Consider the following 25,780-nt stretch of genomic DNA (forward strand, 5'->3'; position numbering starts at 1 on the left):
CGGGACAGCACAAAAATGTGCATCCATTCTGCTCCGTTCGAACCTCAGGTAAGAAATGACTCTTCCTTAAAGCATAGCCAACGCTCTAGATGACTCCTGATAAAAAATAAGACATACGCGTGTTACTCCATGTAGTACGCAAAAAAAAGGGGTGAAAATCACCCCCTGTAGTTAACAAATTATTACGCCAGCTGGCGCAGCATGCGACGCAGCGGCTCGGCGGCGCCCCACAGGAGCTGGTCGCCAACGGTGAACGCGGAGAGATACTCCGGCCCCATGTTCAGCTTGCGCAGACGGCCAACCGGCGTGGTCAGCGTGCCGGTAACGGCAGCCGGGGTCAGCTCGCGCATGGTGATATCGCGATCGTTTGGCACCACTTTCGCCCACGGGTTGTGCGCGGCCAGCAGCTCTTCCACGGTCGGAATAGACACATCTTTTTTCAGTTTAATGGTGAAGGCCTGGCTGTGGCAGCGCAGCGCGCCGATACGCACGCACAGACCGTCAACCGGAATGGTGTTCGCGGTATTGAGGATTTTGTTGGTCTCAGCCTGGCCCTTCCACTCTTCGCGGGTCTGGCCGTTATCCAGCTGTTTGTCGATCCACGGGATCAGGCCACCGGCCAGCGGTACGCCGAAGTTATCCACCGGCAGCTCGCCGCTGCGGGTCAGTTGGGTGACCTTACGCTCGATATCAAGAATCGCGGACGCCGGGTTTGCCAGCTCGGTCGCAACGCTGTGGTGCAGCTGGCCCATCTGGGTCAGCAGCTCGCGCATGTGGCGCGCGCCGCCGCCGGACGCCGCCTGGTAGGTCGCCACGGAGACCCACTCCACCAGATCCTGCGCGAACAGGCCGCCGAGGGACATCAGCATCAGGCTGACGGTGCAGTTGCCGCCGACAAAGGTTTTCACGCCGTTGTTCAGGCCGTCGGTGATGACGCCCTGGTTAACCGGGTCGAGAATGATGATGGCATCGTCTTTCATACGCAGCGAAGAGGCCGCGTCAATCCAGTAGCCCTGCCAGCCGCTTTCACGCAGCTTTGGATAGATTTCGTTGGTATAATCGCCGCCCTGGCACGTCACAATAATGTCGAGTGCCTTCAGCGCTTCCAGATCGTAAGCATCCTGCAACGTGCCTGTGGTACCACCAAAGGACGGAGCAGCCTGGCCGAGCTGGGAAGTGGAGAAGAAGACCGGGCGGATAGCGTCGAAATCGCGCTCTTCAACCATGCGTTGCATGAGTACAGAGCCGACCATACCGCGCCAGCCGATAAAACCAACGTTTTTCATAGCATTTTTTTCCTGCTGAGGGTGTGTGCTGTTTGTGCAAGCCAGTATTGAACTGGGATATGCTTCACATTACAAAATGCTGCCAAAGTCGCAAGCGAAATTAATCGATGATTGCCCGGCAATCAGAAATACAGCTAATTATCATAATAACCATAGAGAAATTCAGGGATAATTTACATGAGTGAAATCATTTCCGCAGCGGTTTTATTGATCCTGATAATGGATCCACTGGGTAACCTGCCGATCTTCATGTCGGTGCTGAAGCACACCGAGCCGAAGCGCCGCCGGGCGATCATGATCCGCGAGCTGCTCATCGCCCTGCTGGTGATGTTTATCTTCCTGTTTGCGGGTGAAAAAATTCTCGCGTTCCTGAACCTGCGCGCCGAAACCGTGTCGATTTCCGGCGGGATTATTCTGTTCCTGATTGCCATTAAGATGATTTTCCCGAGCGCAGAAGGCAGCAGCAGCGGCCTGCCTGCGGGTGAAGAGCCGTTTATTGTGCCGCTGGCGATCCCCCTCGTCGCCGGGCCAACCATTCTGGCCACGCTGATGCTGCTGTCGCATCAGTATCCGAACCAGATGAGCCATCTGGTGATTGCCCTGCTGATCGCCTGGGGCGGGACGTTCATTATCCTGCTGCAGTCGTCCCTGTTCCTGCGCCTGTTGGGCGAAAAAGGGGTAAACGCGCTGGAACGCCTGATGGGGCTGATTCTGGTGATGATGGCGACGCAGATGTTCCTGGATGGGATCAGGGCGTGGATGAAAGGATGACTTTCTCCCTCTCCTCGTGGGAGAGGGCCGGGGTGAGGGCATCAGGCCGCAGAGGACAGCCCATCTAACCCTTACGAATCAAATACCGGTACGGCAGCGCCTCGGTCTGCTGTGCCACCAGCTCATGCTCCATAAAGGTACAAAAACCGGGAATATCGCGGGTCGTGGCCGGGTCGTCGGCAATAATCAGCAGCGTTTCACCGGTCTGCATGTTGCGCACGGTTTTGCGTACCATCATTACCGGCTCCGGGCAGCGAAGGCCCTGGGCATCAAGGGTGTGGTCTGGGCTGGAAAACAGGTCGGTCATGGTCTTCTCGGTCTGGTAAAAACGGCTGTAGTTTACGCCCGGTTGCGATCAATGCAAACCAGGTTAACGATTGCGTAAAAACTAACCATTGCAATGTCCTGCCAAAGCAGTATCATGCTGCGGTTTTTATTGGGTTCCCTCACCCCAACGTATAAAAAGGTCACAATATGACGTCGTTTTCTGAATCACAGCGCGTAAAAGCGTTGTTCTGGCTTTCGCTTTTCCATTTGCTGGTGATCACCTCCAGCAACTATCTGGTGCAGCTCCCGATCTCCATCTTTGGTTTTCATACCACCTGGGGCGCGTTCAGCTTCCCGTTTATTTTCCTCGCGACCGATTTGACCGTGCGTATCTTTGGCGCACCGCTGGCTCGCCGCATTATTTTTGCCGTCATGCTCCCAGCGCTGTTCATCTCGTACGGGGTTTCCTCTCTGTTTTATATGGGAAGCTGGCAGGGCTTTGAGGCGTTAACCCACTTCAACCTGTTTGTTGCCCGTATCGCCGCGGCAAGCTTTATGGCCTACGCGCTGGGGCAGATCCTCGACGTGCACGTGTTTAACCGCCTGCGTCAGAATCATCGCTGGTGGATGGCCCCCACCGCCTCAACGCTGTTCGGTAACGTGAGCGATACGCTGGCCTTCTTCTTCATCGCCTTCTGGCGCAGCCCGGATGCGTTCATGGCTGAGCACTGGATGGAAATCGCGCTGGTGGACTACTGCTTCAAGGTCCTCATCAGCATTGTCTTCTTCCTGCCGATGTACGGCGTGCTGCTCAATATGCTGCTGAAAAGGCTGGCAGATAAATCTGAAATCACGGCATTGCAGGCTGGTTAAGGGTTCGCTTTATCAGTTGTGATAAGATGAGCGAATGAGCCGTTATGGCCGTTTATCGAAAGGAAGAAGTCAATGCGCAATCTGGTTAAATATGTCGGGATTGGCCTGCTGGTTGTGGGTCTTGCAGCCTGTGATAACAGCGACACGAAAACGCCTGCTCAGGGCGCATCCGCAGAGAGCAACGCGACCGGCCAGCCGGTGAATCTGATGGATGGCAAACTCAGTTTCTCTCTGCCAGCCGATATGACTGACCAGAGCGGCAAGCTGGGCACCCAGGCGAACAACATGCACGTTTACTCCGACGCAACCGGGCAGAAAGCGGTCATTGTCATTGTGGGCGACGACACCAGCGAAGACCTGGCCGTTCTGTCCAAACGTCTGGAAGATCAGCAGCGCGGCCGCGATCCGCAGCTGCAGGTCGTCACCAATAAATCCATCGAGCTGAAAGGCCACACGCTGCAACAGCTCGACAGCATCATCTCTGCCAAAGGCCAGACCGCCTACTCTTCTGTGGTGCTGGGCAAGGTTGATAACAAACTGCTGACCCTGCAGATCACCCTGCCAGCGGAAGATCAGCAGAAAGCGCAGACGGCTGCTGAAAACATCATTAACACCATCGTGATCCAGTAACGCTTCACGACGATGACGTGGCCTCCGGTGCCTGCACCGGGGGCCATTTTTTTAGCCGCCACGTCAGCAGCAGCGCAATCACCACCAGACCCGCTGCGGCAAGATAGATCACCGGAACCCCTGCCCAGGCCATAACCAGCCCCGCCAGCGGGCCGGTAATCCCTAAAGACATATCCATAAACACCGTATAGGTCGCCAGCGCCGCCCCCTGATTCTGCTGCGGCACGGCTTTTACCGCCACCACGCCCAGCGCCGGGAAGACCAGAGAAAAGCCTGCCCCCGCGAGGAACACGCCCACTTTGGCGACCCAGGGCACCATCGCTATTCCGGTCAGCAGCAGCCCGACAATCTCTATCGCAAAGCAGATCGTTGCCACATTCAGCCCGCCCAGACGGTTGATGCCGTTAGGGAAAAGCAGGCGGGCACCAACAAACGCACAGCTGAACAGGGTTAATGCAAAGGCCGCGCCGTCCCAGCCTTTCGCGTCGTAAAACAGAGTAATGAAGGTCGCGATCACGCCGAAGCCGGTGGTCGCCAGCGCCAGGGCCATGCCGTACGGCCAGACGCGCCCCAGCACCGCCCGAAACGGCAGCGGCTTGCCTTTGCTGGCCTTCACCTTCGGGCGCGGCAGCGCAAAGAGGATCGCCAGCAGCGCGACCGCCATAATGGTGATGGCCAGCCCATATAACCCGCCAAGCGCATAGCAGGCCACGCCGAGCGGCGCACCGAGCGCCATCGCACCGTAGGTGACAATCCCGTTCCAGGAGATCACCCGGCCAATGTGCGGCGCGCCAACCACCCCCACGCCCCACAGCGTCGAGCCGGTTCCCGCCAGACTTTGCCCGATGCCCAGAATGACGCGGCCCAGGCAGAGCAGCGCCAGGCTGACCAGCGGCCAGTGGCTGGTTGCGGCAGCCAGCAGATAGCTCAGGCCACTGAGGAAACAGCCGCACAGCCCCACCACCACGATGCTTTTGGGACCGAACGTGTCCGCGTAGCGCCCGGCATGCGGGCGGCTGAGGAGCGTGGCGAAATATTGCAGGCTAATCACCAGCCCCGCCCAGAAGGCGCTGAAGCCCATCACGTCATGGACATAGCCCGGCAGGACCGCCAGCGGCAGGCCAATGGTCAGATAGCTGGCAAAGTTGAAAATCACAACGGAAACGATGCGCAGATTGAGGCGCAGTCCGCTCAGTGCCGGTTCAGCGGCAGGTTCGGGCATGGGGTTCTACCTGGGTTTTTCACAACAGTGTTTCACTATTACCACGGCGCAATAAGAAAATCAGCCCCGACTTTCAGATTAACGGTGCCAGACGAAGCGGAGCCCGGGCACTACACTTACCGGGTCATCACATTAAGGAACACGCATGATCGCTAACCCGTCCGACAAAGCAGGACTCCACATCTTATTAAAACTCGCCTGTCTGGTGGTTATCCTTGCGGGTATCCATGCTGCCGCCGACATTATTGTCCAGCTCCTGCTGGCGCTCTTTTTTGCCATTGTGCTTAATCCTCTGGTCACCTGGTTTCTCCGCCGGGGCGTTAGCCGCCCGGTCGCTATCACCATCGTCGTCATCGTGATGATGATTGCCCTGACGGCGCTCGTCGGCGTGCTGGCGGCCTCGCTGAGCGAATTCTCCACCATGCTGCCGCAGTACAACAAAGAGCTGACGCGTAAGATTGTGGCGCTGCAGGAGATGGTGCCCTTCCTTAATCTGCATATCTCACCCGAACGGATGCTGCGCAGGATGGATTCCGAGAAAGTCATGACCTACGCCACCACCCTGATGACAGGGCTTTCCGGCGCGATGGCCAGCATTCTGCTGCTGGTCATGACGGTGGTATTTATGCTGTTCGAAGTGCGCCACGTTCCCTATAAGCTGCGCTTTGCGTTAAATAATCCCCAAATTCACATTGCCGGCTTACACCGGGCACTGAAGGGCGTCTCTAAATATCTGGCGCTGAAAACGCTCCTGAGCGTATGGACCGGGATCATTGTCTGGCTGGGGCTGATGCTGATGGACGTGCAGTTCGCGCTGATGTGGGGCGTACTGGCCTTTCTGCTGAACTACGTGCCCAATATTGGCGCGGTGCTTTCCGCCGTGCCGCCGATGATTCAGGCGTTTCTGTTTAACGGCTTCTACGAATGCATGCTGGTCGGCGCGCTGTTCCTCGTCGTGCATATGGTGCTGGGCAATATTCTTGAGCCGCGCATGATGGGGCACCGGCTGGGCATGTCGACGCTGGTGGTGTTTTTATCCTTACTGATTTGGGGATGGCTGCTGGGCCCGGTCGGCATGCTGCTGTCGGTCCCCCTGACCAGCGTATGTAAAATCTGGATGGAAACCACCAAAGGCGGCAGCAAGCTGGCAATCCTGCTCGGGCCGGGGAGGCCGAAAAGCCGGTTGCCTGGGTAAGCATTCTCGTATGGTTAGCCATTACCGGGGACAATAGATTATAGTAATGGTTTCACCGCGAAACTTTGCGACTCTCTCTGTTTTGACTGAAGGCCAGACGTTATATGTACCAGGTTTTTCTGGGAAAAATCTCCTCGCTGAGCACCAATCGCTGGGCAGAGGCACTCTCCCGACACGCGCCCGAAGGCACCCAGCGCGCGCGCTGGCTGGCGGGACGCGGGTTGCTTTCGCGTCTGCTGGCGCCGAAGTCACTCCCGGAGATTATCCACAACGAACAGGGGAAACCCCTTTTTGCCGGCGACTATCCGCTGTGGTTCAGCCTTAGCCACTCGGATGATGACATTGCGTTAATTATCAGTGACGAAGGTAACGTGGGTTGTTCACTGGAACGTATTCGCCCCCAGGATAACTGGCACACGCTCGCCAATGCCGTCTTCAGCAGCGCCGAGCATGAAGAGCTGGAAAAGGAAACGCCAGAGAGCCAGCTTAGCGCATTCTGGCGCATCTGGACGCGGAAGGAAGCGATCGTTAAACAGAGCGGCGGTCACGCCTGGCAAATGGTTAGCATTGACAGTACTGCCCGCGCATTTCACTCAGTAAGCCACTGCCGGATAGACTCGCTGAGTCTTGCGGTCTGTACCGAGACGCCCTTTGAGCTCAGGGCTGGGCTGATCCATTCCGCTAACGACGTGCTGGCCGAAAAATCGTCAACACCCCCAGAATAATAAACCCGACGCCCACCAGTCCGTGCCAGGAAAAACGCTCCTCCCAGCCCGGCAGCAGGATCGCGGCACCCCACACCAGAATATAGCTGAGGCTCAGCAAGGCATAGGCTTTGCTGAGCGCCATACGATGCAGCGCCAGATACCAGCAGCCCATAGAGGCCACGTACCCCATCAACCCCAGCATCAGGGCACCGGTGCCGGACGAGAAGTGCCACAGCGCGGAAACAAACACCATGGCCTCACTGACCGGTGGCAATGCCTGCATGGCCTCGCGCAGCAACAGCTGCGCCGCGCTGACTAACAGCACGCTGCATAATGCCCAGAACGCCCCTTTCACAGGCTTCCTCCCAGCACAATAATCCCAATGATGATGAACCCCACGCCCAGCCAGTGATGCGCAGCAACGTGCTCACGCCAGAATGCCTTCGCAGCCAGCGTCACCCAGACAAAATTGAGGCTCAGCATAGGGTAGGCAATGCCAACGGGCAGCCGTTGCAGCACCACCAGCCAGACCAGCATCCCACTCCCCAGCGCCAGCAGTGCCAAACCCAGCCACAGTGCGATATGCACCCCACGCCGCCCGGCTTTCGCCGGACGGGTAGCTTGTTTCTGACACAGCTGCCCCGCGCAGCTGAGCAAGCTTGCCAGTATCAGCCAGATCCAGGTCATCACTTCGGCAGATACTGCAGGTAGGCCAGACGGCCCTGGATATACAGGCTGTCCGGTTTCGGCAGATTCGCACGCGCGATTTCATCGTGTTTTGACAGAAGAATCACCAGCGATACGCGCCCCTGCTGACGATGCTCCGACAACCACTGCGCGAAGTCATCTTTATCAACATAACGATCTTTCGCATCGGGATAATCCAGCCCGTAGCGCAGTTCGCCGCTTTGATCGAACATCGTGATGTCATTGCGCTTCAGCTCCCAGGCCAGGCCAGCGGCCACGCCCACGTTATTAGCCAATACGAATCGGCTGTCCTGAAGCGGCTCGCGCACGGTATCCACCAGCGACTGCGGCTGTTTGGAATCCACCACCAGATTAGGAATGGCAAAACCAATCAGCAGCGCCAGCCCTGCTGGGCACAGTGCCGCCAGCCACCAGCGCTGCTGGCTCTGTCTGAACGTAAACCAGCCTACCGCCGCCCAGATGAGGAACGCCACCACCGCACAGAAGACTTTATACAGTTCGACCGACGTCCAGACCGGATGCTTAGACAGCCCCCACGGCGAGACCACCAGCGCCGCTATCACGCCGATGACGCCAAACGCCAGGTTAATCCCGCCGTTAATGCGTAACGCTCTGGCACCTTTTTCCGCCGCGAGGCAGGCATAGCGCGCCATCAGGATAGCCAGCGGGGCAAAGCACGGCAGGATGTAGGTCGGCAGCTTGCCTTTGGCGATGCTGAAGAACAGCAGCGGCATCACCACCCAGCCCAGCAGATAGAACCCGCCACCGGCGTTTTGCCTGTCATTCCAGCCGAGACGAAACGCGCCGGGCAGCAGCGCCAGCCACGGCAGGCTGCCCGCAATCAGGAACGGCAGGTAGTACCAGAACGGGGCCTTGTGCTGCGCGTCGCTCTGGGCAAAACGCTGAATATGCTCAACCCAGAAGAAGTAACGCCAGAAATCAGGCTCACGGTGCGCAATGGCCAGCGCCCACGGCAGAACAATCAGCACGCAGCTCAGGATCGCGAGCCAGCCAAAAATCAGCACCTCTTTCCAGCGCTTCTGGGCAATTACCCACGGCAGGACGCCAATCACCGGTACCGCCAGCGCCAGGAAGCCTTTGGTCATCACCCCCATCCCGCAGGCCAGCCCAAGCAGCACATAGCCACCCGCTTTTCCGGCAACGGTTTGGGCCTGCGACGCCAGCCAGAAGCTGCACATCGCCGCCACCAGCCACAGGGTGATGATAGGATCCAGCACCGCATACGTGCCGATGCCATATACCAGGAACAGAGTCAGGAAGATAAGGCCGGAGAAAATGGCCGTCCGCTTATCCCGCCAGAGACGCCAGGCCATCCAGATCACCAGCAGCGCCGTTAACCCGGTAGAGAATATGGATCCGGCGCGCACGGCAAGGTTCGTATGCCCAAACAGCAATTGTCCGATACTGTTGATCCAGTAGCCGGCAATCGGTTTTTCAAAGTAACGCAGCCCCAGAAAATGCGGGACAACCCAGTCTCCGGATGCCAGCATTTCGCGGCTGATTTCCGCATAGCGCGTTTCATCAGGCTGCCAAAGCAGGCGGATATCGACCGGAATGAGGTAGTAAACGATAAACAGTGCGAGAAGCGCTAAGCCATAACGGGCTGTTTTCATGGGGCCGGACTCACGGTTTGTTGATAGCCAAGCCAGCCTTCCCGGCCAGCCAGTTCATTACGTACGACTTTGCCCACAGGCAGGGTGCTGAGGTCGTCCGGCAGCAGCTCGCTCAACGGGCAAAATTCAATGCCCTCCTGAGCGGCCATCGTCAGCAGTTCGTCGAAATCATGCTGATACGCAATCCCTTCCACTTCGGCATGGATGGTATACACCGGCGTACCGGCGTCACGATGGATGCGGTCCAGAATGTAGCGATTGAACTCATCGGCCTTCACCTCGCGCCCGACCACCTCATCCCAGGTGGGAAGCGTGACTGGAATTTGCACCGTACCGTAGCGATTTTCGCCTAACAGCGGCAAAAATGGCCCGGTTCCGCGGCAATCGCTGTTGTAGCGAAACGCGAAGGCTTCTTTGGCTTTCACGACGCGCTGATCCGCACGCCATCCCGCCACGGCGGAGCAGCGCACGGGCTGACCGGTAATGGCCTCCAGCTCCAGCATCCCACGCTCAACCTCACGGGCCAGGCGCGGGATGTCCCAGACGCCGGCCCAGGCTTGCCAGGCATGGTGATCCCAGGCGTGCAGGCCGACCTCATGTAGCCGGGCCGCCTCGCGGATAACGGCTTCATTACCCGCGCCGATGCGTCTGCCTGGCCAGGCGGTGCCGGCCAGCAAAATATCCCAGCCGTAGAGGGATGCCGCGCGCGAGCGCAGCATTTTGAACAGAAATGCCGGTTTAACCAGACGCCATAAATGGCGTCCCATGTTGTCAGGCCCGACGCTGAAGAAAATGCTGGAACGCACACCGTGCTTGCTCAGCAGTTCCAGCAGTTTGGGTACGCCGTCACGCGTTCCCCTGAAGGTATCGACATCAATGCGTAAACCGACTTTTCTCATGAGGCCTGATCCGAGAGCTCCACGGTGCGCAGGAAGAAATCGAGCGTTTCGTCAATGGTCTGCTCCATCTTCACCGTCGGCGTCCAGTTGAGGCAGCGCTTCGCGTTGCGGATGCTTGGCTTACGGTGCTCAACGTCCTGATACCCTTTGCCGTAGTAGCTGCTGCTTTCCACTTCGCGGAAACCGGCAAACGGCGGGAACTTATCGCGCAGCGGATGGCGCTCAAAGCTGGCCAGCAGCATCTCTGCCAGCTCGCGAATGCTCGCTTCGTTGTCCGGGTTACCGATGTTGATGATTTCACCGTTGCAGCGGTTATCTTTGTTTTCGATGATGCGGAACAGCGCTTCGATACCGTCGCTGATATCCGTAAAGCAGCGCTTCTGTTTCCCGCCTTCGATAAGCTTAATTGGCGAGCCTTCGACCAGGTTCAGGATCAGCTGGGTGATCGCACGGGAGCTGCCGATACGCGCCGCGTTCAGGTTATCCAGACGCGGCCCCATCCAGTTGAACGGACGGAACAGGGTAAAGCGCAGACCTTCTTTCTCACCGTAGGCCCAAATCACGCGGTCCAGCAGCTGTTTGGAGACGGAGTAAATCCAGCGCTGTTTGTTGATCGGCCCGACCACCAGGTTGGAGGTGTCTTCATCGAAGTTCTTATCGGTGCACATGCCGTACACTTCAGACGTGGACGGGAAGATGATGCGCTTGTCGTATTTCACGCAGTCGCGGATGATCTTCAGGTTCTCTTCGAAGTCCAGCTCGAACACGCGAAGCGGGTTACGGGTGTACTCGATTGGCGTGGCAATGGCGACCAGCGGCAGCACCACGTCGCATTTTTTAATGTGGTATTCGATCCACTCGGAATGGATGCTGATATCCCCTTCCACGAAGTGGAAACGCGGGTTGTCGAGGAAACGGCTGATCGCATCAGAGCCAATATCCAGACCGTAGATTTCGTAGTTATCGTCTTTGAGCAGACGTTCAGTCAGGTGGTTACCGATAAAGCCGTTCACGCCGAGGATCAGCACGCGGGTACGGCGTTTGATGGCGACAACCGGTGCGCTGGTGATGAGCGCCCCGGCCACCAGACCCAGAGACTGTGCCAGCTGCGTGCCCTGAACGTACAGGCCGTTGTCGGTTTGTCCGGTGACGATCTCCAGCGCCTGCTCGCCGCAGGTCACAATCAGCGGGGAGACAGAAACGACGGTGCCCGGTTTAGCGGCAGGGATGTCGTCACGCACGCGGGATTTCCAGACGATAAATTTGCTTACGCCAGCAAAGCTGTACGCGCCCGGCCACGGGTCGGTCACGGCGCGCACCAGGTTGTGCAGCTGGCGGGCGGGTTTATTCCAGTCCAGACGACCATCTTCCGGCGTGCGGCGGCCAAAGCTGCTTGCCTTGCTCTCATCCTGCGCGGTCTCGCTGAAGGTACCGTTGAGGATGGCGGGAAGGGCATCACGCAGCAGCGTCTGCGCCGTCGCATTCAGCTTTTGATGCAGCTGCAGCGCCGTTTCGTCCGCATCAATAGCGACCTTCTGCTGTGCCACGATAGCGCCCGCGTCCGCGCGGCGCACCATGCGGTGCAGCGTCACGCCCGTTTCCGTTTCACCGTTTACCAGCACCCAGTTCAGCGGAGCGCGGCCACGGTAGGCAGGCAGCAGAGAGCCGTGAAGATTAAAGGCGCCTTTTGCGGCCAGACCTAAGATTTCGTCGGAGAGCAGGTTGCGATAGTAGAACGAGAAGATCGCGTCAGGCGCGAGCGCGCGGATGCGATCCACCCACAGCGGGTGGTTGACGTCGTCCGGTGCATAAACCGGGATCCCGCGCTCGGCGGCGATACGCGCCACGGAGCCAAAAAAGTTATTCTCTCCGGCCGTGTCCGGATGGGTAAAGATTGCCGCAATGTCATAGCCCGCTTCCAGCAGGGCCAGCGTGCCCGTGCACCCCATATCGTGATAGGCAAATACAACAGCTTTCATGGGTGAATTTCCTCTTGAGATGCTTTGTGTTCCTGACGGACAACACGTTGAATAAAGTAGCGCGGACGCGCGCGAACATCGTTATAGATACGGCCAATGTATTCACCGAGAAGGCCCATCCCGACAAACTGGGCGCCGATGAACATAAACAGCACGGCAAAGAGCATGAAGACCCCTTCCGCCGCCCACTGCGGGCCAAAGACCAGTCGCAGCACCACCAGCAGAACGGACAGCGCAAACCCGGCCACGGCGATGATGCTGCCGAAAACGCTCAGCAGACGCAGCGGTGTGGTGGTCAGGCAGGTGATGAGGTCATACATCAGGTTGATGAGACGCATAAAGCTGTACTTCGATTCCCCATGCTCGCGCTCGGCGTGCAGAACCGGAATTTCCGTTGCCTTACGGGCAAAGGTGTTGGCGAGGATCGGAATAAACGTGCTGCGCTCATGGCAATGCAGCATGGCGTCGACAATATGGCGGCGGTAAGCGCGCAGCATGCAGCCGTAATCGCCCATCGCTTTACCGGTCGTACGCTGGATAAGACGGTTGATGGTACGTGAGGCCAGCTTGCGGAACAGGCTGTCCTGTCGGTTCTGACGTACCGTGCCAACCACGTCATAGCCTTCATCGGCTTTGGCGACCAGACGCGGGATCTCTTCCGGCGGGTTTTGCAGGTCAGCGTCCAGGGTGATGATCAGATCGCCCGTGACGTGGCTAAACCCCGCCATAATCGCCGAGTGCTGGCCGTAGTTGCGGTTGAGCAGCACGGCAACAATGTGGCTGCCTTCAGCCTGCGCGGCCTCGGTCAGCATTAGCGCGGAATTATCGCTGCTGCCGTCATCCACCAGCAGAATTTCGTAAGCCTTGCCCATCGTGTCGCAGGCGGCCGTTGTACGGCGGATCAGTTCGGGCAGGCTCTCCTGCTCGTTATAAACCGGGATTACCACGGAAACTTTTTGTACTGGCGGTGCACTGAACATATCAATGTCCTGCAAGCTGATGGAGTGCGGTAATGACGCGGGTTGTGTCGTCATGAGTCATGTCCGGGAAAAGAGGGAGGGAACAAATACGCGCGCTATTCCATTCAGAATTCGGGAGCGATACATCAGGAAAACGCTCGCGGTAGTATTTTTGGGTGTGCGCCGCGCGGAAGTGGAGGCCGGTACCGATGCCTTTCTCTTTCAGCGCCGCCATCAGGTTGTCGCGTGAGATCCCACAGCGCGCTTCATCAACGCGAATAATAAACAGGTGCCAGGCGTGCACGTGCGGCCATGACGGAATGGTGAGCGGCTGGAACGGCGTATCGGCAAGCTCCCGCAGGTAGCGTTCGGCGATGTCCTGGCGGCGTCTGTTGGCCTCTTTCAGCTTGCCTAACTGCACCAGCGCCAGCGCGGCGTTGATGTCTGCCAGGTTGTATTTATAGCCCGGCGCGATCACTTCCGCCTGCGGCGCACGACCGTGCGTCTGCCGGTCATAGGCATCCACGCCCAGGCCATGGAATTTCAGACTGCGGATCCGCTGTGCCAGCTGGGCATTATCCGTGACGACTAAGCCGCCTTCCGCGCAGGTCATATTTTTAATGGCGTGGAAGGAAAAAATCGCCGTCCCTTTCCAGCCCACATGACGGTTCTTGTAGTACGTTCCGGCGGCATGGGCTGCATCTTCAATCACCGGAATACCGTGACGTTCACCGATGGCATGGATAGCGTCGATTTCACACGGCGCGCCGGCATAATGAACGGGAATAATGGCTTTGGTACGCGGGGTAATGGCGGCTTCAACGGCTTCTGGCGTCACCATTAATGTATCTTTGTCCACATCGATCATGACCGGCGTGGCACCCAGCAACACGATCATATTCAGCGTGGATACCCAGGTCTGGGAAGGCGTAATGACTTCATCGCCCGGGCCAATATCCAGCGCCATCAGCGTGACGTGCATACCTGCGGTGGCTGAACAGACGGCAATCGCATGCTGATTCCCGGTAAGTTGACAGAATGCCTCTTCAAGTTCCTGATTCTTAGGCCCCGTGGTGATCCAGCCCGACATCAAAACGTCCTGAAGCGCCGCAATTTCCTCAGCGCCCATCGACGGTCGCGAAAAAGGCAGAAAATCACTCATTATTAATTTCCTTGCTGTATTAAAGGCGTCATCTTTTACTGCGCTGTCGTAATGGGCAGCTCAATGGGATCATGCAAGATGGTTATTAAATAAAGACCAAATAAAATTAAGTCGCGATACCAGTTATGTCAACAAACCATCAACTGAAGCAAAAGTAACGTCGTTTTCTTAGGAAAAAATTAAGACAGGCGAGAAGCAGAAGGGAAACAGTACATAGAAGAGAATAGAAAATTGTTTTACAACAGCAAGATAGCGATTCTAACTATTTTTTTTGTTTTTTGTGGATGGACTCACAGCGATTACTCTACTATTTCATTTCGTTTACATTAAAATTATAAGAAAAGTAAATGAATACTCAACCAAAATAAAAATCCCGGAGGTTTGGGCGGGAATTCCGTCATCCTCCGGGAACTTTCTATTAATATCAATTGTCGCGAATTCAACTGTCGCGCTTAGTTAAGATTAGCAGGAAAATCATTCGGTAATTCGCTGGCCGCGCAGGCGATAACGCTTTCATTATTTGCTCCGCAGTCGCGTACAAAGGTGATTGTGGCAAATTCATCAATTACTTCCGTTGGATACGCCGGGCCCGCATCGCGATAGCTATTCATCAGCGGAATATGGTCGTTCTGGAAGCAGACGGTTTTTTCCGGGTTGTTCATGACCCAGCGTGGGAAGAAGATGGTGCCGTGGAACAGTTTGTCGCCCAGGTTCACGATCAGGCTGACGTCGGTACCGGTTGGTTCGGTCCAGGAAATTTTATAGATGCTTTCCCCTACCCGCACGATGTAAGCCTGCTGATCTTTCACCCAACGGTTGGCCACGAGACCGCTGTGAATACGGTAATCAAGCGTGGTCTCATTTTTTACATAAATCTCGTAGTTCCAGCCGTTATCGTAAGTATAAACAAGGTGTTTGCCAACGAAGCCGCTTAAGTCGTGTTTGTCGAAGGTGTTCATAAGATGTCTCCTTTGTTTTGATGAGACGATCGTACCCCTTCAAAAAATGAATGAATAACGCTATGTTTTAATCAAATTCATCCAAATTTTAGATAAATTATGCACAAGACGACGCTGGAACAATGGTCCTTACTGGCGAAGGTGGTTGAAACGGGCAGCTTTGCCAAAGCCGCGGAAGAAACCCACCGCAGCCAGTCCTCGGTGAGCTATAACCTGTCGCTGCTGCAGGAGCGGCTCGGCGTGGCGCTCCTGGTGCCGGAGGGGCGACGGGCGGTGTTAACCCCGGCCGGCGAACTGCTTCTCAACCAGGTTAAACCGCTGCTGAAAGCGTTTTCGTACGTCGAGACGCGCGCAGCGACCCTTCGCAACGGGATGCGCACGCGGTTGGATCTGGTGGTGGACTCCATTTTCCCGCGCCGCCGCCTGTTCGCCATCCTGCGTCAGTTCCAGCAGCAGTATCCGCAGACCCAGGTCCGTCTCACCGAGGTGCTGGAAAATACCCGCGCCGACGCCATTAACGACGAAGCCGACGTGATGATCTTAACCCGCCGCCAGGACATTACCGGGCTCGGCGAATGGCTGATGAATATCGACTTTGTTGCCGTGGCCCATCACCAGCATCCCCTCTTTCACCTCGACGCGCCGCTAAATGATGAGATGCTGCGCCCGTGGCCGCTTATCCAGATTGCGGACAGCCAGCCCGCCGCGCGTGCTGCCGGCGAGTCGTGGACCTTCTCCACCATCGATGCCGCCATAGAGGCCGTCGTCTCTCAGGTCGGCTACGGCTGGCTGCCAGAGGAACGCATCCAGACCCAGCTGGATCAAGGCGTACTGAAACGCCTGCCGCTGAGCCACGGTGCGCGCAGGGCAACGCCGCTTCACCTGATCGTTAAGCGCTCCCTCGCCCCGCTTGATGAGCAGGTTGAGACGCTGCTGCGCCTTTTTAGCCAGGAGCCGTCATCCCCACCTGCTACGCTTTAAGGTCCGAACGTTAAAACGATAAGGAGCAGATGATGAAAATCGACTTTACGGGGAAAGTGGCGCTGGTGACCGCCTCAACCGGCGGGATCGGGTTCGCCATTGCCAGAGGTCTGGCAGAAAGCGGTGCCGAAGTGATCGTCAATGGCCGCAGCACGGAATCGGTGAATAAAGGCATTCAGCAGCTCCAGCAGGTGGTGCCGGGCGTGCAGGTGCGCGCCGCGATTGCCGATCTCAGCACGGCGGAAGGGGTCGAGTCGCTCCTGAAGGTGGCGAATAACGTCGATATCCTGGTCAACAACGCCGGGATCTACGGTCCACAGGATTTCTATGCCACCGACGATGAGACCTGGGAGCGTTACTGGCAGACCAACGTGATGTCCGGCGTGCGTCTGTCCCGCGCCCTGCTGCCGGGCATGGTGCAGAAAGGCTGGGGACGCGTGGTGTTTATCTCCTCCGAGTCGGCCTGCAATATCCCGGCGGATATGATCCACTACGGCGTGACCAAAACGGCGCAGCTCTCGCTGGCGCGCGGGCTGGCGAAGTTCGTGGCGGGAAGCGGCGTGACGGTCAACAGCGTACTGCCGGGCCCGACGATGTCTGACGGTTTCGCCGAGATGATGAAAGATGAAATCGAAAAAACCGGCAAATCGCTGGAGCAGCTGGCGAAAGAGTTTGTGATGGCCAACCGCCCCAGCTCGGTTATTCAGCGCGCGGCCACGGTTGAAGAGGTGGCCAATATGGTGATTTATGTCTGTTCGCCACAGGCATCCGCCACTTCGGGTGCGGCATTGCGCGTCGACGGCGGCGTCGTGGATGACATCATCTGATGCTGTCAGGCCGCACTGCCTGCGATCCGACGGGCGGTAATGTAGTGCGCTTGCCAGTAATCATCCGTCAGGGTTGAGACCGTTACCCCCTGGCTGCTTGAGGCATGAATAAACTGGCTATTGCCAATATAAACGCCGACGTGCTTGCGGTTCGGGCCGGTCTGGAAGAAGACCAGATCGCCGGCTCTCAGGCGGTATTGCGCCACCTGAACGCCGCGATGGATCTGCTCGCGCGTCGTGCGCGGTAAATTAAGATGCGCCGCATCGCTGAACAGGTGCTGCATCAGCGCGGAGCAATCCACCCCGCGATGCGTGGTTCCGCCCCACTGGTACTGGGTGCCTTTCCATTTCTGGTATTGATCGAGAATACGCGAGCGCAGCGGGCCTGTTTCAGGATGCACCAGCGCAGATTTCGCCGGCGATACTGCCAGCTCACTGTTCATCGATAGCATCGACGCTGGGAGTTGAAAGCTGAACGCAGAAAACGAAGCAAAACTTAACGTGAGGATTGAAATAAACGATCTAAGAGTCATATCAATAAAGAAGTAGTGAGTGAGTTTTTCCTTACCTGTGGGGCCCAATGGTTCCCCGAAATATCTTGCGATGTGGCGATAATATAGACAGTTCGTTTTTTCACCAATCCTTATCGAGGCCAAAATTGGACTCACTTTGAGATCGCAAGATCGAGAAAAAAATGGTGGTGATATAAGGACTGTCCAGCTAAAGCAGGTAAACTGATCCGCAGAATGTGTATTTCAGCTAAGACGTATTTATGACCAATATGATTGCCGACGAGACGGTGGCAAAATCCAGCGTGCTCTCCGTCTTTGACTTTGATGGGACGTTAACGCACCACGACAGCTTTATTCCTTTCCTGCGTTTTGCCTTCGGTAAACGTTACTTCGCGGGCCGCCTGGTGCGTATGGCGCTGCCCACGCTCCACTGCGTGCGTCGTAAGCTGACGCGCGATGAGCTGAAGGAAGTGCTGATTAAAACGTTCCTGACGGGCGTGGATGAACACTGGCTGCGCCAGCAGGCGGAAGCCTTTTGCGAAAAATACTGGAACAAGCTGATGCGCCCCGAAGGGGTTCTGGCGGTGGCGGCGGAGGTGAATTCCGGTGCGGAAGTGACCATCTGTTCCGCCTCCCCGGCGCTGGTGCTCCAGCCGTGGGCCGACAAGCTGGGCATTAAGCTGATTGGCACGCAGCTGGAAGTGAAAGACGGCAAGCTGACGGGGCGCATCACGGGCAATAACTGCCGCTGCGCCCAGAAGGTGGCAAGGCTGGAGAAAGTGTATGGCGATCTGAACGCCTATCACCTGCGCGCCTGGGGAGACACTCGCGGCGACCACGAGCTGCTGGCGGCGGCGCAGGATCCGCACTGGCGGCACTTCCACCACCCGCGCAAGCGCCGGAATTCACCCATCAAGTAGCCTTTTTGCCGGGTGGCGGCTGCGCCTTACCCGGCCTACATTCGAACAGTAGGCCCGGTAAGCGAAGCGCCACCGGGCGATGCATCAGGCAGTACGTTTCCCCGGGAACATCACGCTCGCAATAATCCCCAGCGCCAGCACGCCTAATACCACAAACAGACTGGCGGTCGCGCCAATGCTGTAACCGTGGTGCCAGAAGTGGTCGGTGGCATTTAATCCCAGCTTGAACGCCACGAAGAACAGCAGCAGCACCACGGCTTTCTCGAGGTGCACCAGATACTGCTTCAGCGCTTCCAGCACGAAGTAGAGCGTACGCAGGCCGAGAATGGCGAACATCATGGCGCTGTAGATAATCAGCGGTTCGCGGCTCACGGCAATAATGGCCGGCACGGAGTCAAAAGCGAACATGACGTCAGAAAGCTCGACGACGGCCACGCAAAGCAGCAGCGGCGTCGCATAGCGCTTCGCCTTCTTCACGCGGCCAACCATCACGTCCTGGTTTTCCGGCTTCTCCAGCTCCGCATCCACCTCTTTCTGCGTCAGAATGAAGGCGTTGCTGCTGATTTTCGGCCAGACCGGATAGAAGCGCTTCACCAGGCGATAGGCGAGATGACCCGAGTAATCTTCCACTTCGTCGCTCTCTTCATTGCGCCTGAGCATCATCACCGCCGTCCAGCCGACGACCAGCGCGAAAATCACCTCAACGTACGGCCCCAGGCTTAACAGGCTGGTGCCGATAGCCACAAAGATGCCGCGGAAGACAATCGCCCCCAGCACGCCCCAGTAGAGCACGCGGTGACGGTACTTATCCGGCACGCCGAACCAGGCGAAGATCGCCATCATCACAAACAGGTTGTCGACGGAGAGCACCTCCTCCAGCGCATAGCCGGTGAGAAACAGGCTCGCCATCTCGGCGCCGTGGTGAACATACAGGAATCCGGCGAAGGCCATCGCCATCATGACCCAGAAAATGGACCACATCGCCGCGCTTTTCAGCGAGACGGGTTTATCGTGACGGTGCATAAAGAGGTCGATAAACATCGCCCCAACGGCCATCACCACAAAGACAACAACGGTTTCCGTCGGGAAACCGAGATGAGCAGCAGACATACAAAACCCTTTTGGCAGACAAAACACCATGCAAACTGGCGTAAACCAGGAACAGAAAAGGGCGGGCCGATAATCAGCCTCTTCGCCCTCAAAGCCGCAGCCCTGTCGGCTGCGTAAAGAGGGGTGTACTTTACCTTACCCGAAGGGGATCGTGCATCTGCCGTTTAGGCGCTCATGCCGCGCAAACGCTGCAGAACTGCCACCAGAACCGCCACAGACCAGCCCACCATCAACGCGCCCACCAGCCCTTCCACACCGCCGATAAGCCGCCAGTGCTGGGGTAATGTGACGTCGCCGTATCCCACCGTGGCGTAACTGACCAGTGAAAAATAGAAGCTGGTGTTCCAGTCATTAAACGCGTCGATGACGAAATAAAACGCAGCAAACAGTCCGGCTTCAAGAAGATGGGCGAAGATCATGGAGATCACGATGCCGACATTGCGTAAAACAATGCGTACCGCCGAATCGACTTCTAATTTGATGAATTTTAAAACGCCAAACATCCACAGCGAATGGATCACCACGGTGAGGGTAAGCAAAATAATAATACTGAGTAGCTGCATGACGCGTGCTCGACCAAAAAGGAATAAGGCCCCACGAACGCGGCGGGGCAACCGGTCGAAGCTTAGTTGAATCGAGAGGAAAAGTTGGTGCAATAATTGCGTTGCGTGATTATTTCCCTTTCAGCGTGCCCTCTTTGCGGCTGGTTCGACTGCTGTGAGCGAAAGATCTGAAGCGCACTATCTGTGAGTCACCTCTTATTTACATCATTTAAACCTTCCGTTAACTGGATAAAAATAACGCGCCGTCGCTATAGTGGTTTTGTTTAATAAAACTGAGTTGTACCTAATAAAACAAAGAACAAACCCTGCGAGGACACAATGACAGAACATTTACGTAACGGCGCTACCGCCACCGAGGACATAGAAAGAGAGACGATGCGGAAGGTGATCTGGCGTATTCTCCCGTTTCTGATTGTCAGTTACCTGGTCTCCATTATCGATCGCGGGAATATCGGCATGGCTTCGCTGCAGATGAATGAGGACCTTGGCCTCAGCAAAGCGGCGTTTGGCTTCGCCAGCAGCCTTTACTTCGTGGCCTATTTTTTGTTTGAAGTACCCAGCAACCTGGCCATGCAGAAAGTCGGCGCCCGGCTGTGGATCCCGCGCATTATGATCAGCTGGGGCATCGTTTCCATGTGTATGTCCCTGGTGCAGAACACCACGTCGCTCTATATCGTCCGTTTTCTTCTCGGTGCTGCAGAGGCGGGCTTCTTCCCGGGCGTCGTGCTGTATCTGACCTGGTGGATCCCGTCCCGCTACCGCGCACGCATTATTGCGTCCTTTATGGTCGCTATCCCGCTCGCTAACTTCATCGGCTCCCCGCTTTCCGGGTTGATACTGTCACTGGATGGCTGGCTGGGTCTTCGCGGCTGGCATCTGCTGTTCATTATTGAAGGCTTGCCGGCGGTGCTGCTGGGTATTGCAGCCTGGTTTATTCTCCGGGATCGCCCGCATCAGGCGAGCTGGCTTAGCAGAGAACAGAAACAATGGCTGGAAACGACGCTTGAGACCGAGCGCAATCAGCAAAAGAATATCGGACACCAGACCACGTGGCAGCTGCTGAAGCATCGCCAGATCTGGCTGATGGCGCTGATTTACGCGGGCGCATCGTCCGCGGGCACCACCATCAGCGTCTGGTCTCCTCAACTGCTGAAATCCTTCCATCTCGATAATCTTGAGACAGGTCTGCTTAACGCCATTCCTTACGGTCTGGCATCTGTTCTCATGATCGTATGGGGACGGAATTCCGATCGTACCAACGAACGCCGCTGGCATACCGCACTCACGCTGTTCATGATTGCCGCAGGCGTGTTCGCCGCCTTTGTGAGCGTCTCGCTGTCTGCCACGATCGTTATCCTCAGCATTATGCTGATAGGCGCTTATTCAATGAAAGGGCCTTTCTGGGCGCTGGCGTCCGGTTGGCTGAGCAGTACCTCAGCGGCAGCGGGACTGGCCGCGATTGGCGCCATCGCAAACCTGATAGGCGGGGCAGTGATGGTAAACGCATACGGCATTATCAATGAGCGGACGGGAAGCTACACGCTGGCTATGCTTCCGCTGGCCGCGCTGTGCGTGGCCGGGGGGATCGCGGTGCTGATTATGGGGCGGCAGGCCCGCCGCGCTCAGCTACACGAAAAACAGGTTACGCATTAACGATGACAGAAGCGGGACATTTGTCCCGCTTCTGCGTTTATAGATTTTCTTCCGCCGTATCGCTCGTTTCACCAAAGAACTGCTGACAGAAGGGCTTGCTGGCGCCCATTTTCTGCGACAGACGGCTTGCAGCCGCCTTCATCAACTGTCCTATCTCCTTCTCACGACGATCTTCCGTCAGCCGCGAGATGGGGCCGGTCAGGGCTAACGCCGCAACCAGCTTGTCGTGAACGCCGAAGACAGGCATCGCAAACGCAGCGGTGTGGGGATCGCGTGCGCCTGACGTGTAGAAAGGGAGTTCAGCATCTTCCTCCGGCAGGCTCTCATTGAGCCCCCAATGACGTAATACCTTGCTGATGGCCGAATTATCGAGCGGGAACTGGCTGCCGGGAAGATTGCTGTGTCGCAGGCCGTGCGACGCTTCCGCGCGAAACAGGCAAAGGCGCTGCCCTCCCTCCAGCACATACCAGCTGGCACTCTCCTGAGACGCCAGGGAGAGGGCCTGAAGCTCTGGCTGAACCACCCGGGAAAGATGGAAAGATTGTTCATACAGCTTGCCGAGGTAAAGCAGACGTGGGCCAAGCGCATAATTGCCGTCTTCATGCCTGACGACGTAATTCATCCGTTCAAGAGAATTCATCAAGCGGTAAACCGTGGTTTTATGATAACCCGACAGCTGTGCCAGCGCGGTCAGCGTCAGGCTCTCATCTCCAGGACGGAAGCAATCCAGTAAAGCCAGCGCTTTTTCAACCGCTACAACGCCTTCATTCCCCATCGTTATCTCCTTGTTAGCCCGGCAGTGAGTGTACCTCAAATTTTGTGAGTCACTTCGTGTTTACATCACAAACGCCACCTCAGATCTGGCTAAAAGCAAAGCAACACCGCTATAGTTGTTTTGTTCTGTACACCTGCATTGTACCCAGTAAAACAATATGGAGGCATTTATGTCCGTTAATGAAAAAAAACCGATTAATCGCCATTTCGAGCGCGTTTCTGCCGAGGACGTTCGTCGGGCTGCCGAGTATCAGGCAGCTATTCTGGCCGACGTGGCTGGCCGCCGCGGTACGCTTCATGGCCGCATCAAACCGCTGGCCCCACACATGTCCGTTGCGGGTCCGGCCATCACCGTTGAAGTCCGTCCGGGTGATAATCTGGCGATTCATGCCGCGATGGCGGTGGCGCAGCCCGGCGATGTCCTGATCGTCGATGGCAAAGGCGACCTGAGCTGCGCGCTGCTTGGCGAAATCATGGCCACTCAGGCTCAGGCGAGCGGCATTGCGGGCATTATTATTGACGGCGCTGTACGTGACGCCGATACCCTGAGCAAAAGTCACTACCCCGTCTTTTCTGCCGGTCTGAACCCCTGCGGCCCGACAAAGTTAATTTCTGGCCGGGTTAATCATCCCATTTCAGTCGCCGGGGCGACGGTTCAGGCCGGGGATCTGGTTGTCGCGGATATCGACGGCGTGGTCGTTATTCCGCGCGATGAGGTTCAAGAGGTTATCGCTCTGGCAAAAGAAAAGCTGGAGATGGAGACCCGGCGTCTTGCTGCCATCCGTGAAGGCGATTTACGTCCACACTGGCTTGATGACGCGCTTCGTAAGGCGGGTATGTTGAGCAACGGGGAGACGCTTTGATGAGGGGCAAAGACGTCGTTCTGGTTACCGGAAGCGACCTGGCGGAGCAGGCCATGGTGATGTTGCAGGGCTTTGAGGTGGTGTTTGCGGGCCGCCAGCCCACAGAAGATGACCTGATCGCGCTGTGTAAACGACACAATCCTGTGGCGATCCTGGTACGTTACGGCAGGATCACCGCGAAAGTCATGGATGCCGCCCCGGCTTTGCAGGTTATTTCCAAGCACGGAAGCGGGATCGATGTGATAGACCAGACGGCAGCGGCCGAGCGCAACATCGCCGTCCGCGCTGCCCCGGGCGCAAACGCGGCGGCAGTGGCTGAACATACCTGGGCGCTGATCCTCGCCTGCGCAAAGTCAGTGGTGCCTCTGGACAAGCGGCTGCGAGACGGGCACTGGGATAAGGCGACGCATAAATCCATTGAACTGGAGGGCTTAACGCTAGGGTTAATTGGGCTGGGTGCTATCGGCTCGCGCGTGGCGACTATTGGGCACGCTTTCGGCATGAAGGTGCTGGCTTATGATCCCTATGCTAAGTCCATGCCTGCCCTGTGCGAACGCGCAGAGACGATCACCGGACTTCTTTCCCGTTCCGATGTCATCTCTTTGCACTGTCCGCTGACCGATGAGAATCGGGAATTGATCAATAGCGAGACGCTCGCACACTGCAAGCGGAACGCCATTCTGGTCAATACGGCACGCGGCGGACTGATCCACAGTGAATCGTTACTGACGGCGCTTCGAGATGGCACGCTGCACAGCGCAGCGCTGGACAGCTTTACCCACGAGCCGCTGACCGCGCCGCATCTCTGGCAGTCCGTAGAAAACGTGGTCATTTCTCCCCATATTGGCGGCGTTACCGCAGCGTCATATATCAAGATGGGAACCGTGGCCGCAAGCAATATTCTGGCCGTGACGGACATCACCACCGTCGGTCCGTAAAGCCAGCCGCGACGAGTGGCAGCGATCTTATGTCACTTGTCTTCTGCCAGCGCCTGAGCACACGCCCAGGCACTTGCCCATGCCCACTGGAAGTTGTATCCGCCGAGCCAGCCGGTCACATCCATCACTTCGCCAATAAAATAAAGCCCCGGCACGTTGCGTGCTTCCATGGTGCGGGACGAGAGCTCATTCGTATCGACCCCGCCCAGCGTGACCTCTGCCGTACGGTAGCCTTCGGTGCCGTTTGGCTGCACGCGCCAGTTTGTTAGCGTCTCGACCAGCGTTTCCTGCTCGCGGCTGTTAAGCTGCTTGAGCGACACATCCGGGATCTGCCCCAGCGCCTGCAAACATTCCACCAGTCGTTTTGGCAACTGCATTGCCAGCGTGTTTTTCAGGCTTTGATTCGGGTGCGCGGTACGCTGCTCGTTAATGAACGCGTCGAGATCGCAGTCCGGGAGCAGGTTCACCGTAACAAACTCCCCCGGCTGCCAGTAGCTGGAGATTTGCAGTACCGCCGGGCCGGAGAGGCCGCGATGGGTAAAGAGCAGATTTTCGCGGAACACGGTCCCGTCTTCGGCGGTAATAACGGAGGGAACAGACACGCCAGACAGCGTCTGAAGCTGTTCAAGAAGCGGTTTATGCAGCGTAAACGGCACCAGCCCGGCGCGCGTGGGCAAGACTTTCAGGCCAAACTGTTCGGCAATCTTATAGCCGAACGGGGAAGCGCCCAGCCCCGGCATGGACAGGCCGCCGCTGGCGATCACCAGGCGGTCCGCGCTGACGGTTTCACCGTTCAGCTGCAGCGTGTAGCCCTGCTCGTCGCGCGTGACGTCCAGCACTTCCGTGCGCAGGCGCATGACGACGCCGCCCTTCTCGCACTCGGCCACCAGCATATCGACAATCTGCTGCGCGGAGTCGTCGCAGAACAGCTGTCCCAGCGTCTTTTCATGCCACGCGATGCCGTGCTTACCCACCAGGTCGATAAAATCCCATTGGGTGTAGCGCGCCAGCGCAGATTTACAAAAATGACGGTTTTGGCTCAAATAGGCCGCGGGTTCAACATACAGATTAGTGAAGTTACAGCGCCCGCCGCCGGACATCAGGATCTTACGGCCTGGCTTTTTACCGTTATCCAGCAGCAGCACGCGACGACCCGCCTGTCCGGCCATGGCCGCACAAAACATACCCGCCGCACCGGCGCCAATTACCACGGCATCAAACCTTTCCACGTCAAAACCCTCTTTGTTAACTGCCGCGGATTGTAAAGTTTCCTCTGTGGTCACACCAGCGTAAAAAGATATTACAAAGCCATTTCATTGAAATTTAAAGAATATCCTTTCAGGCACTTTTCTCAAATCAGATGGTATGTCAAAAAAAGTCTATATTTC

At 57.0% G+C, this 25,780-nt stretch carries 27 protein-coding genes; 11 read left to right on the forward strand and 16 right to left on the reverse strand.

The window, feature by feature from the left end; translation table 11 throughout:
• Positions 1-182 precede the first annotated feature (182 nt).
• Positions 183-1,286 (reverse strand): aspartate-semialdehyde dehydrogenase, encoded by a 1,104-nt coding sequence (gene asd / locus N037_RS08785; RefSeq protein ID WP_023333727.1) that lies wholly within the window; start codon positions 1,284-1,286, stop codon positions 183-185.
• A gap of 177 nt (positions 1,287-1,463) precedes the next feature.
• On the opposite strand from asd, the gene yhgN reads away from it, so the two are divergent.
• Positions 1,464-2,057 (forward strand): NAAT family transporter YhgN, encoded by a 594-nt coding sequence (yhgN, locus tag N037_RS08790; RefSeq protein WP_003861574.1) that lies wholly within the window; start codon positions 1,464-1,466, stop codon positions 2,055-2,057.
• A gap of 64 nt (positions 2,058-2,121) precedes the next feature.
• Here the strand turns inward: yhgN and tusA are convergent, their stop codons facing one another.
• Positions 2,122-2,364 (reverse strand): sulfurtransferase TusA, encoded by a 243-nt coding sequence (tusA, locus tag N037_RS08795; protein ID WP_008503071.1) that lies wholly within the window; start codon positions 2,362-2,364, stop codon positions 2,122-2,124.
• Between the two features lie 167 nt (positions 2,365-2,531).
• Between tusA and N037_RS08800 the strand changes: the two genes are divergently transcribed.
• On the forward strand, positions 2,532-3,197 hold the full coding sequence (locus tag N037_RS08800; protein WP_023333728.1) for a 7-cyano-7-deazaguanine/7-aminomethyl-7-deazaguanine transporter: 666 nt from the start codon (positions 2,532-2,534) through the stop codon (positions 3,195-3,197).
• A 72-nt stretch (positions 3,198-3,269) separates the two neighbouring features.
• On the forward strand, positions 3,270-3,827 hold the full coding sequence (locus tag N037_RS08805) for a DcrB family lipoprotein (protein ID WP_023309515.1): 558 nt from the start codon (positions 3,270-3,272) through the stop codon (positions 3,825-3,827).
• A gap of 4 nt (positions 3,828-3,831) precedes the next feature.
• Here N037_RS08805 and N037_RS08810 read toward each other — a convergent pair whose 3' ends face one another.
• The gene (locus N037_RS08810; protein WP_023333729.1) at positions 3,832-5,049 is read right to left on the reverse strand and encodes an MFS transporter; all 1,218 of its coding nucleotides are present in this window, start codon (positions 5,047-5,049) and stop codon (positions 3,832-3,834) included.
• A 145-nt stretch (positions 5,050-5,194) separates the two neighbouring features.
• On the opposite strand from N037_RS08810, the gene N037_RS08815 reads away from it, so the two are divergent.
• Positions 5,195-6,244 (forward strand): AI-2E family transporter, encoded by a 1,050-nt coding sequence (locus N037_RS08815; protein WP_023333730.1) that lies wholly within the window; start codon positions 5,195-5,197, stop codon positions 6,242-6,244.
• A gap of 104 nt (positions 6,245-6,348) precedes the next feature.
• On the forward strand, positions 6,349-6,969 hold the full coding sequence (acpT, locus tag N037_RS08820) for a 4'-phosphopantetheinyl transferase AcpT (RefSeq protein ID WP_023333731.1): 621 nt from the start codon (positions 6,349-6,351) through the stop codon (positions 6,967-6,969).
• Here the strand turns inward: acpT and arnF are convergent.
• From arnF to N037_RS08860, 8 genes are all read right to left on the reverse strand, one after another.
• Positions 6,926-7,306, reverse strand: a complete 381-nt coding sequence (arnF, locus tag N037_RS08825; RefSeq protein ID WP_023333732.1) for a 4-amino-4-deoxy-L-arabinose-phosphoundecaprenol flippase subunit ArnF — start codon at positions 7,304-7,306, stop codon at positions 6,926-6,928. The genes acpT and arnF overlap by 44 nt on opposite strands.
• The gene (gene arnE / locus N037_RS08830) at positions 7,303-7,638 is read right to left on the reverse strand and encodes a 4-amino-4-deoxy-L-arabinose-phosphoundecaprenol flippase subunit ArnE (protein ID WP_023333733.1); all 336 of its coding nucleotides are present in this window, start codon (positions 7,636-7,638) and stop codon (positions 7,303-7,305) included. The genes arnF and arnE overlap by 4 nt, the downstream gene beginning before the upstream one ends.
• A complete protein-coding gene (gene arnT, locus N037_RS08835) occupies positions 7,638-9,293 on the reverse strand; it encodes a lipid IV(A) 4-amino-4-deoxy-L-arabinosyltransferase (protein WP_023333734.1) in 1,656 nt (551 codons plus the stop codon). Before arnT ends, arnE begins: the two co-directional genes overlap by 1 nt.
• A complete protein-coding gene (gene arnD, locus N037_RS08840; RefSeq protein ID WP_032640363.1) occupies positions 9,290-10,192 on the reverse strand; it encodes a 4-deoxy-4-formamido-L-arabinose-phosphoundecaprenol deformylase in 903 nt (300 codons plus the stop codon). Before arnD ends, arnT begins: the two co-directional genes overlap by 4 nt.
• On the reverse strand, positions 10,189-12,171 hold the full coding sequence (gene arnA / locus N037_RS08845) for a bifunctional UDP-4-amino-4-deoxy-L-arabinose formyltransferase/UDP-glucuronic acid oxidase ArnA (protein ID WP_023333736.1): 1,983 nt from the start codon (positions 12,169-12,171) through the stop codon (positions 10,189-10,191). The genes arnD and arnA overlap by 4 nt, the downstream gene beginning before the upstream one ends.
• Positions 12,168-13,151 (reverse strand): undecaprenyl-phosphate 4-deoxy-4-formamido-L-arabinose transferase, encoded by a 984-nt coding sequence (arnC, locus tag N037_RS08850; protein ID WP_023333737.1) that lies wholly within the window; start codon positions 13,149-13,151, stop codon positions 12,168-12,170. Before arnC ends, arnA begins: the two co-directional genes overlap by 4 nt.
• A gap of 1 nt (position 13,152) precedes the next feature.
• Positions 13,153-14,292: a UDP-4-amino-4-deoxy-L-arabinose aminotransferase gene (arnB, locus tag N037_RS08855; RefSeq protein WP_023333738.1), complete on the reverse strand. Its 1,140-nt coding sequence runs from the start codon at positions 14,290-14,292 to the stop codon at positions 13,153-13,155.
• A 452-nt stretch (positions 14,293-14,744) separates the two neighbouring features.
• Positions 14,745-15,251, reverse strand: coding sequence for a phenolic acid decarboxylase (locus N037_RS08860; RefSeq protein WP_024908855.1), 507 nt, complete (start codon positions 15,249-15,251; stop codon positions 14,745-14,747).
• A 99-nt stretch (positions 15,252-15,350) separates the two neighbouring features.
• Between N037_RS08860 and N037_RS08865 the strand changes: the two genes are divergently transcribed.
• Positions 15,351-16,232: a LysR family transcriptional regulator gene (locus tag N037_RS08865; RefSeq protein WP_032640365.1), complete on the forward strand. Its 882-nt coding sequence runs from the start codon at positions 15,351-15,353 to the stop codon at positions 16,230-16,232.
• Positions 16,233-16,264: 32 nt separating this feature from the next.
• A complete protein-coding gene (locus N037_RS08870) occupies positions 16,265-17,059 on the forward strand; it encodes an SDR family NAD(P)-dependent oxidoreductase (RefSeq protein WP_021242161.1) in 795 nt (264 codons plus the stop codon).
• A 5-nt stretch (positions 17,060-17,064) separates the two neighbouring features.
• Here the strand turns inward: N037_RS08870 and N037_RS08875 are convergent, their stop codons facing one another.
• Positions 17,065-17,511 carry an NlpC/P60 family protein gene (locus N037_RS08875; RefSeq protein WP_023333742.1) on the reverse strand — a complete coding sequence of 149 codons (447 nt, stop codon included), beginning with the start codon at positions 17,509-17,511 and terminating at the stop codon, positions 17,065-17,067.
• Positions 17,512-17,831: 320 nt separating this feature from the next.
• Between N037_RS08875 and N037_RS08880 the strand changes: the two genes are divergently transcribed.
• The gene (locus tag N037_RS08880) at positions 17,832-18,491 is read left to right on the forward strand and encodes an HAD family hydrolase (RefSeq protein WP_023333743.1); all 660 of its coding nucleotides are present in this window, start codon (positions 17,832-17,834) and stop codon (positions 18,489-18,491) included.
• Positions 18,492-18,575: 84 nt separating this feature from the next.
• Here N037_RS08880 and N037_RS08885 read toward each other — a convergent pair whose 3' ends face one another.
• Positions 18,576-19,601, reverse strand: a complete 1,026-nt coding sequence (locus N037_RS08885; RefSeq protein ID WP_023333744.1) for a TerC/Alx family metal homeostasis membrane protein — start codon at positions 19,599-19,601, stop codon at positions 18,576-18,578.
• Between the two features lie 164 nt (positions 19,602-19,765).
• The gene (locus N037_RS08890; RefSeq protein WP_023309546.1) at positions 19,766-20,164 is read right to left on the reverse strand and encodes a potassium channel family protein; all 399 of its coding nucleotides are present in this window, start codon (positions 20,162-20,164) and stop codon (positions 19,766-19,768) included.
• Positions 20,165-20,482: 318 nt separating this feature from the next.
• Here N037_RS08890 and N037_RS08895 point away from each other — a divergent pair, with 318 nt between their 5' ends.
• Positions 20,483-21,817: an MFS transporter gene (locus N037_RS08895; RefSeq protein ID WP_032640369.1), complete on the forward strand. Its 1,335-nt coding sequence runs from the start codon at positions 20,483-20,485 to the stop codon at positions 21,815-21,817.
• Between the two features lie 37 nt (positions 21,818-21,854).
• Here the strand turns inward: N037_RS08895 and N037_RS08900 are convergent, their stop codons facing one another.
• The gene (locus N037_RS08900; RefSeq protein WP_029740245.1) at positions 21,855-22,592 is read right to left on the reverse strand and encodes an IclR family transcriptional regulator; all 738 of its coding nucleotides are present in this window, start codon (positions 22,590-22,592) and stop codon (positions 21,855-21,857) included.
• 169 nt (positions 22,593-22,761) lie between these two features.
• Between N037_RS08900 and N037_RS08905 the strand changes: the two genes are divergently transcribed.
• The gene (locus tag N037_RS08905; protein ID WP_032640372.1) at positions 22,762-23,454 is read left to right on the forward strand and encodes an RraA family protein; all 693 of its coding nucleotides are present in this window, start codon (positions 22,762-22,764) and stop codon (positions 23,452-23,454) included.
• Positions 23,454-24,392 carry an NAD(P)-dependent oxidoreductase gene (locus N037_RS08910; RefSeq protein ID WP_032640374.1) on the forward strand — a complete coding sequence of 313 codons (939 nt, stop codon included), beginning with the start codon at positions 23,454-23,456 and terminating at the stop codon, positions 24,390-24,392. Before N037_RS08905 ends, N037_RS08910 begins: the two co-directional genes overlap by 1 nt.
• A gap of 32 nt (positions 24,393-24,424) precedes the next feature.
• On the opposite strand, the gene N037_RS08915 is transcribed toward N037_RS08910, so the two are convergent.
• Complete coding sequence (locus N037_RS08915; RefSeq protein WP_032640418.1) at positions 24,425-25,621, reverse strand: NAD(P)/FAD-dependent oxidoreductase; 1,197 nt, start codon at positions 25,619-25,621, stop codon at positions 24,425-24,427.
• Between the last annotated feature and the right edge of the window lie 159 nt (positions 25,622-25,780).

The organism is Enterobacter sp. EGD-HP1, assembly GCF_000733275.2.
Lineage (GTDB): Bacteria > Pseudomonadota > Gammaproteobacteria > Enterobacterales > Enterobacteriaceae > Enterobacter.

Coding starts and splice junctions, on each gene's coding strand:
- N037_RS08895 (WP_032640369.1), top strand. CDS start 20,483: ATGACAGAACATTTACGTAACGGCGCTACCGCCACCGAGGACATAGAA.
- N037_RS08815 (WP_023333730.1), top strand. CDS start 5,195: ATGATCGCTAACCCGTCCGACAAAGCAGGACTCCACATCTTATTAAAA.
- acpT (WP_023333731.1), top strand. CDS start 6,349: ATGTACCAGGTTTTTCTGGGAAAAATCTCCTCGCTGAGCACCAATCGC.
- N037_RS08870 (WP_021242161.1), top strand. CDS start 16,265: ATGAAAATCGACTTTACGGGGAAAGTGGCGCTGGTGACCGCCTCAACC.
- N037_RS08900 (WP_029740245.1), bottom strand. CDS start 22,592: ATGGGGAATGAAGGCGTTGTAGCGGTTGAAAAAGCGCTGGCTTTACTG.
- N037_RS08810 (WP_023333729.1), bottom strand. CDS start 5,049: ATGCCCGAACCTGCCGCTGAACCGGCACTGAGCGGACTGCGCCTCAAT.
- N037_RS08890 (WP_023309546.1), bottom strand. CDS start 20,164: ATGCAGCTACTCAGTATTATTATTTTGCTTACCCTCACCGTGGTGATC.
- arnC (WP_023333737.1), bottom strand. CDS start 13,151: ATGTTCAGTGCACCGCCAGTACAAAAAGTTTCCGTGGTAATCCCGGTT.
- N037_RS08805 (WP_023309515.1), top strand. CDS start 3,270: ATGCGCAATCTGGTTAAATATGTCGGGATTGGCCTGCTGGTTGTGGGT.
- arnE (WP_023333733.1), bottom strand. CDS start 7,638: ATGACCTGGATCTGGCTGATACTGGCAAGCTTGCTCAGCTGCGCGGGG.
- arnB (WP_023333738.1), bottom strand. CDS start 14,292: ATGAGTGATTTTCTGCCTTTTTCGCGACCGTCGATGGGCGCTGAGGAA.
- asd (WP_023333727.1), bottom strand. CDS start 1,286: ATGAAAAACGTTGGTTTTATCGGCTGGCGCGGTATGGTCGGCTCTGTA.
- N037_RS08905 (WP_032640372.1), top strand. CDS start 22,762: ATGTCCGTTAATGAAAAAAAACCGATTAATCGCCATTTCGAGCGCGTT.
- N037_RS08800 (WP_023333728.1), top strand. CDS start 2,532: ATGACGTCGTTTTCTGAATCACAGCGCGTAAAAGCGTTGTTCTGGCTT.
- yhgN (WP_003861574.1), top strand. CDS start 1,464: ATGAGTGAAATCATTTCCGCAGCGGTTTTATTGATCCTGATAATGGAT.
- N037_RS08885 (WP_023333744.1), bottom strand. CDS start 19,601: ATGTCTGCTGCTCATCTCGGTTTCCCGACGGAAACCGTTGTTGTCTTT.
- N037_RS08910 (WP_032640374.1), top strand. CDS start 23,454: ATGAGGGGCAAAGACGTCGTTCTGGTTACCGGAAGCGACCTGGCGGAG.
- N037_RS08860 (WP_024908855.1), bottom strand. CDS start 15,251: ATGAACACCTTCGACAAACACGACTTAAGCGGCTTCGTTGGCAAACAC.
- arnD (WP_032640363.1), bottom strand. CDS start 10,192: ATGAGAAAAGTCGGTTTACGCATTGATGTCGATACCTTCAGGGGAACG.
- N037_RS08880 (WP_023333743.1), top strand. CDS start 17,832: ATGACCAATATGATTGCCGACGAGACGGTGGCAAAATCCAGCGTGCTC.
- arnA (WP_023333736.1), bottom strand. CDS start 12,171: ATGAAAGCTGTTGTATTTGCCTATCACGATATGGGGTGCACGGGCACG.
- N037_RS08865 (WP_032640365.1), top strand. CDS start 15,351: ATGCACAAGACGACGCTGGAACAATGGTCCTTACTGGCGAAGGTGGTT.
- arnT (WP_023333734.1), bottom strand. CDS start 9,293: ATGAAAACAGCCCGTTATGGCTTAGCGCTTCTCGCACTGTTTATCGTT.
- tusA (WP_008503071.1), bottom strand. CDS start 2,364: ATGACCGACCTGTTTTCCAGCCCAGACCACACCCTTGATGCCCAGGGC.
- N037_RS08875 (WP_023333742.1), bottom strand. CDS start 17,511: ATGCTATCGATGAACAGTGAGCTGGCAGTATCGCCGGCGAAATCTGCG.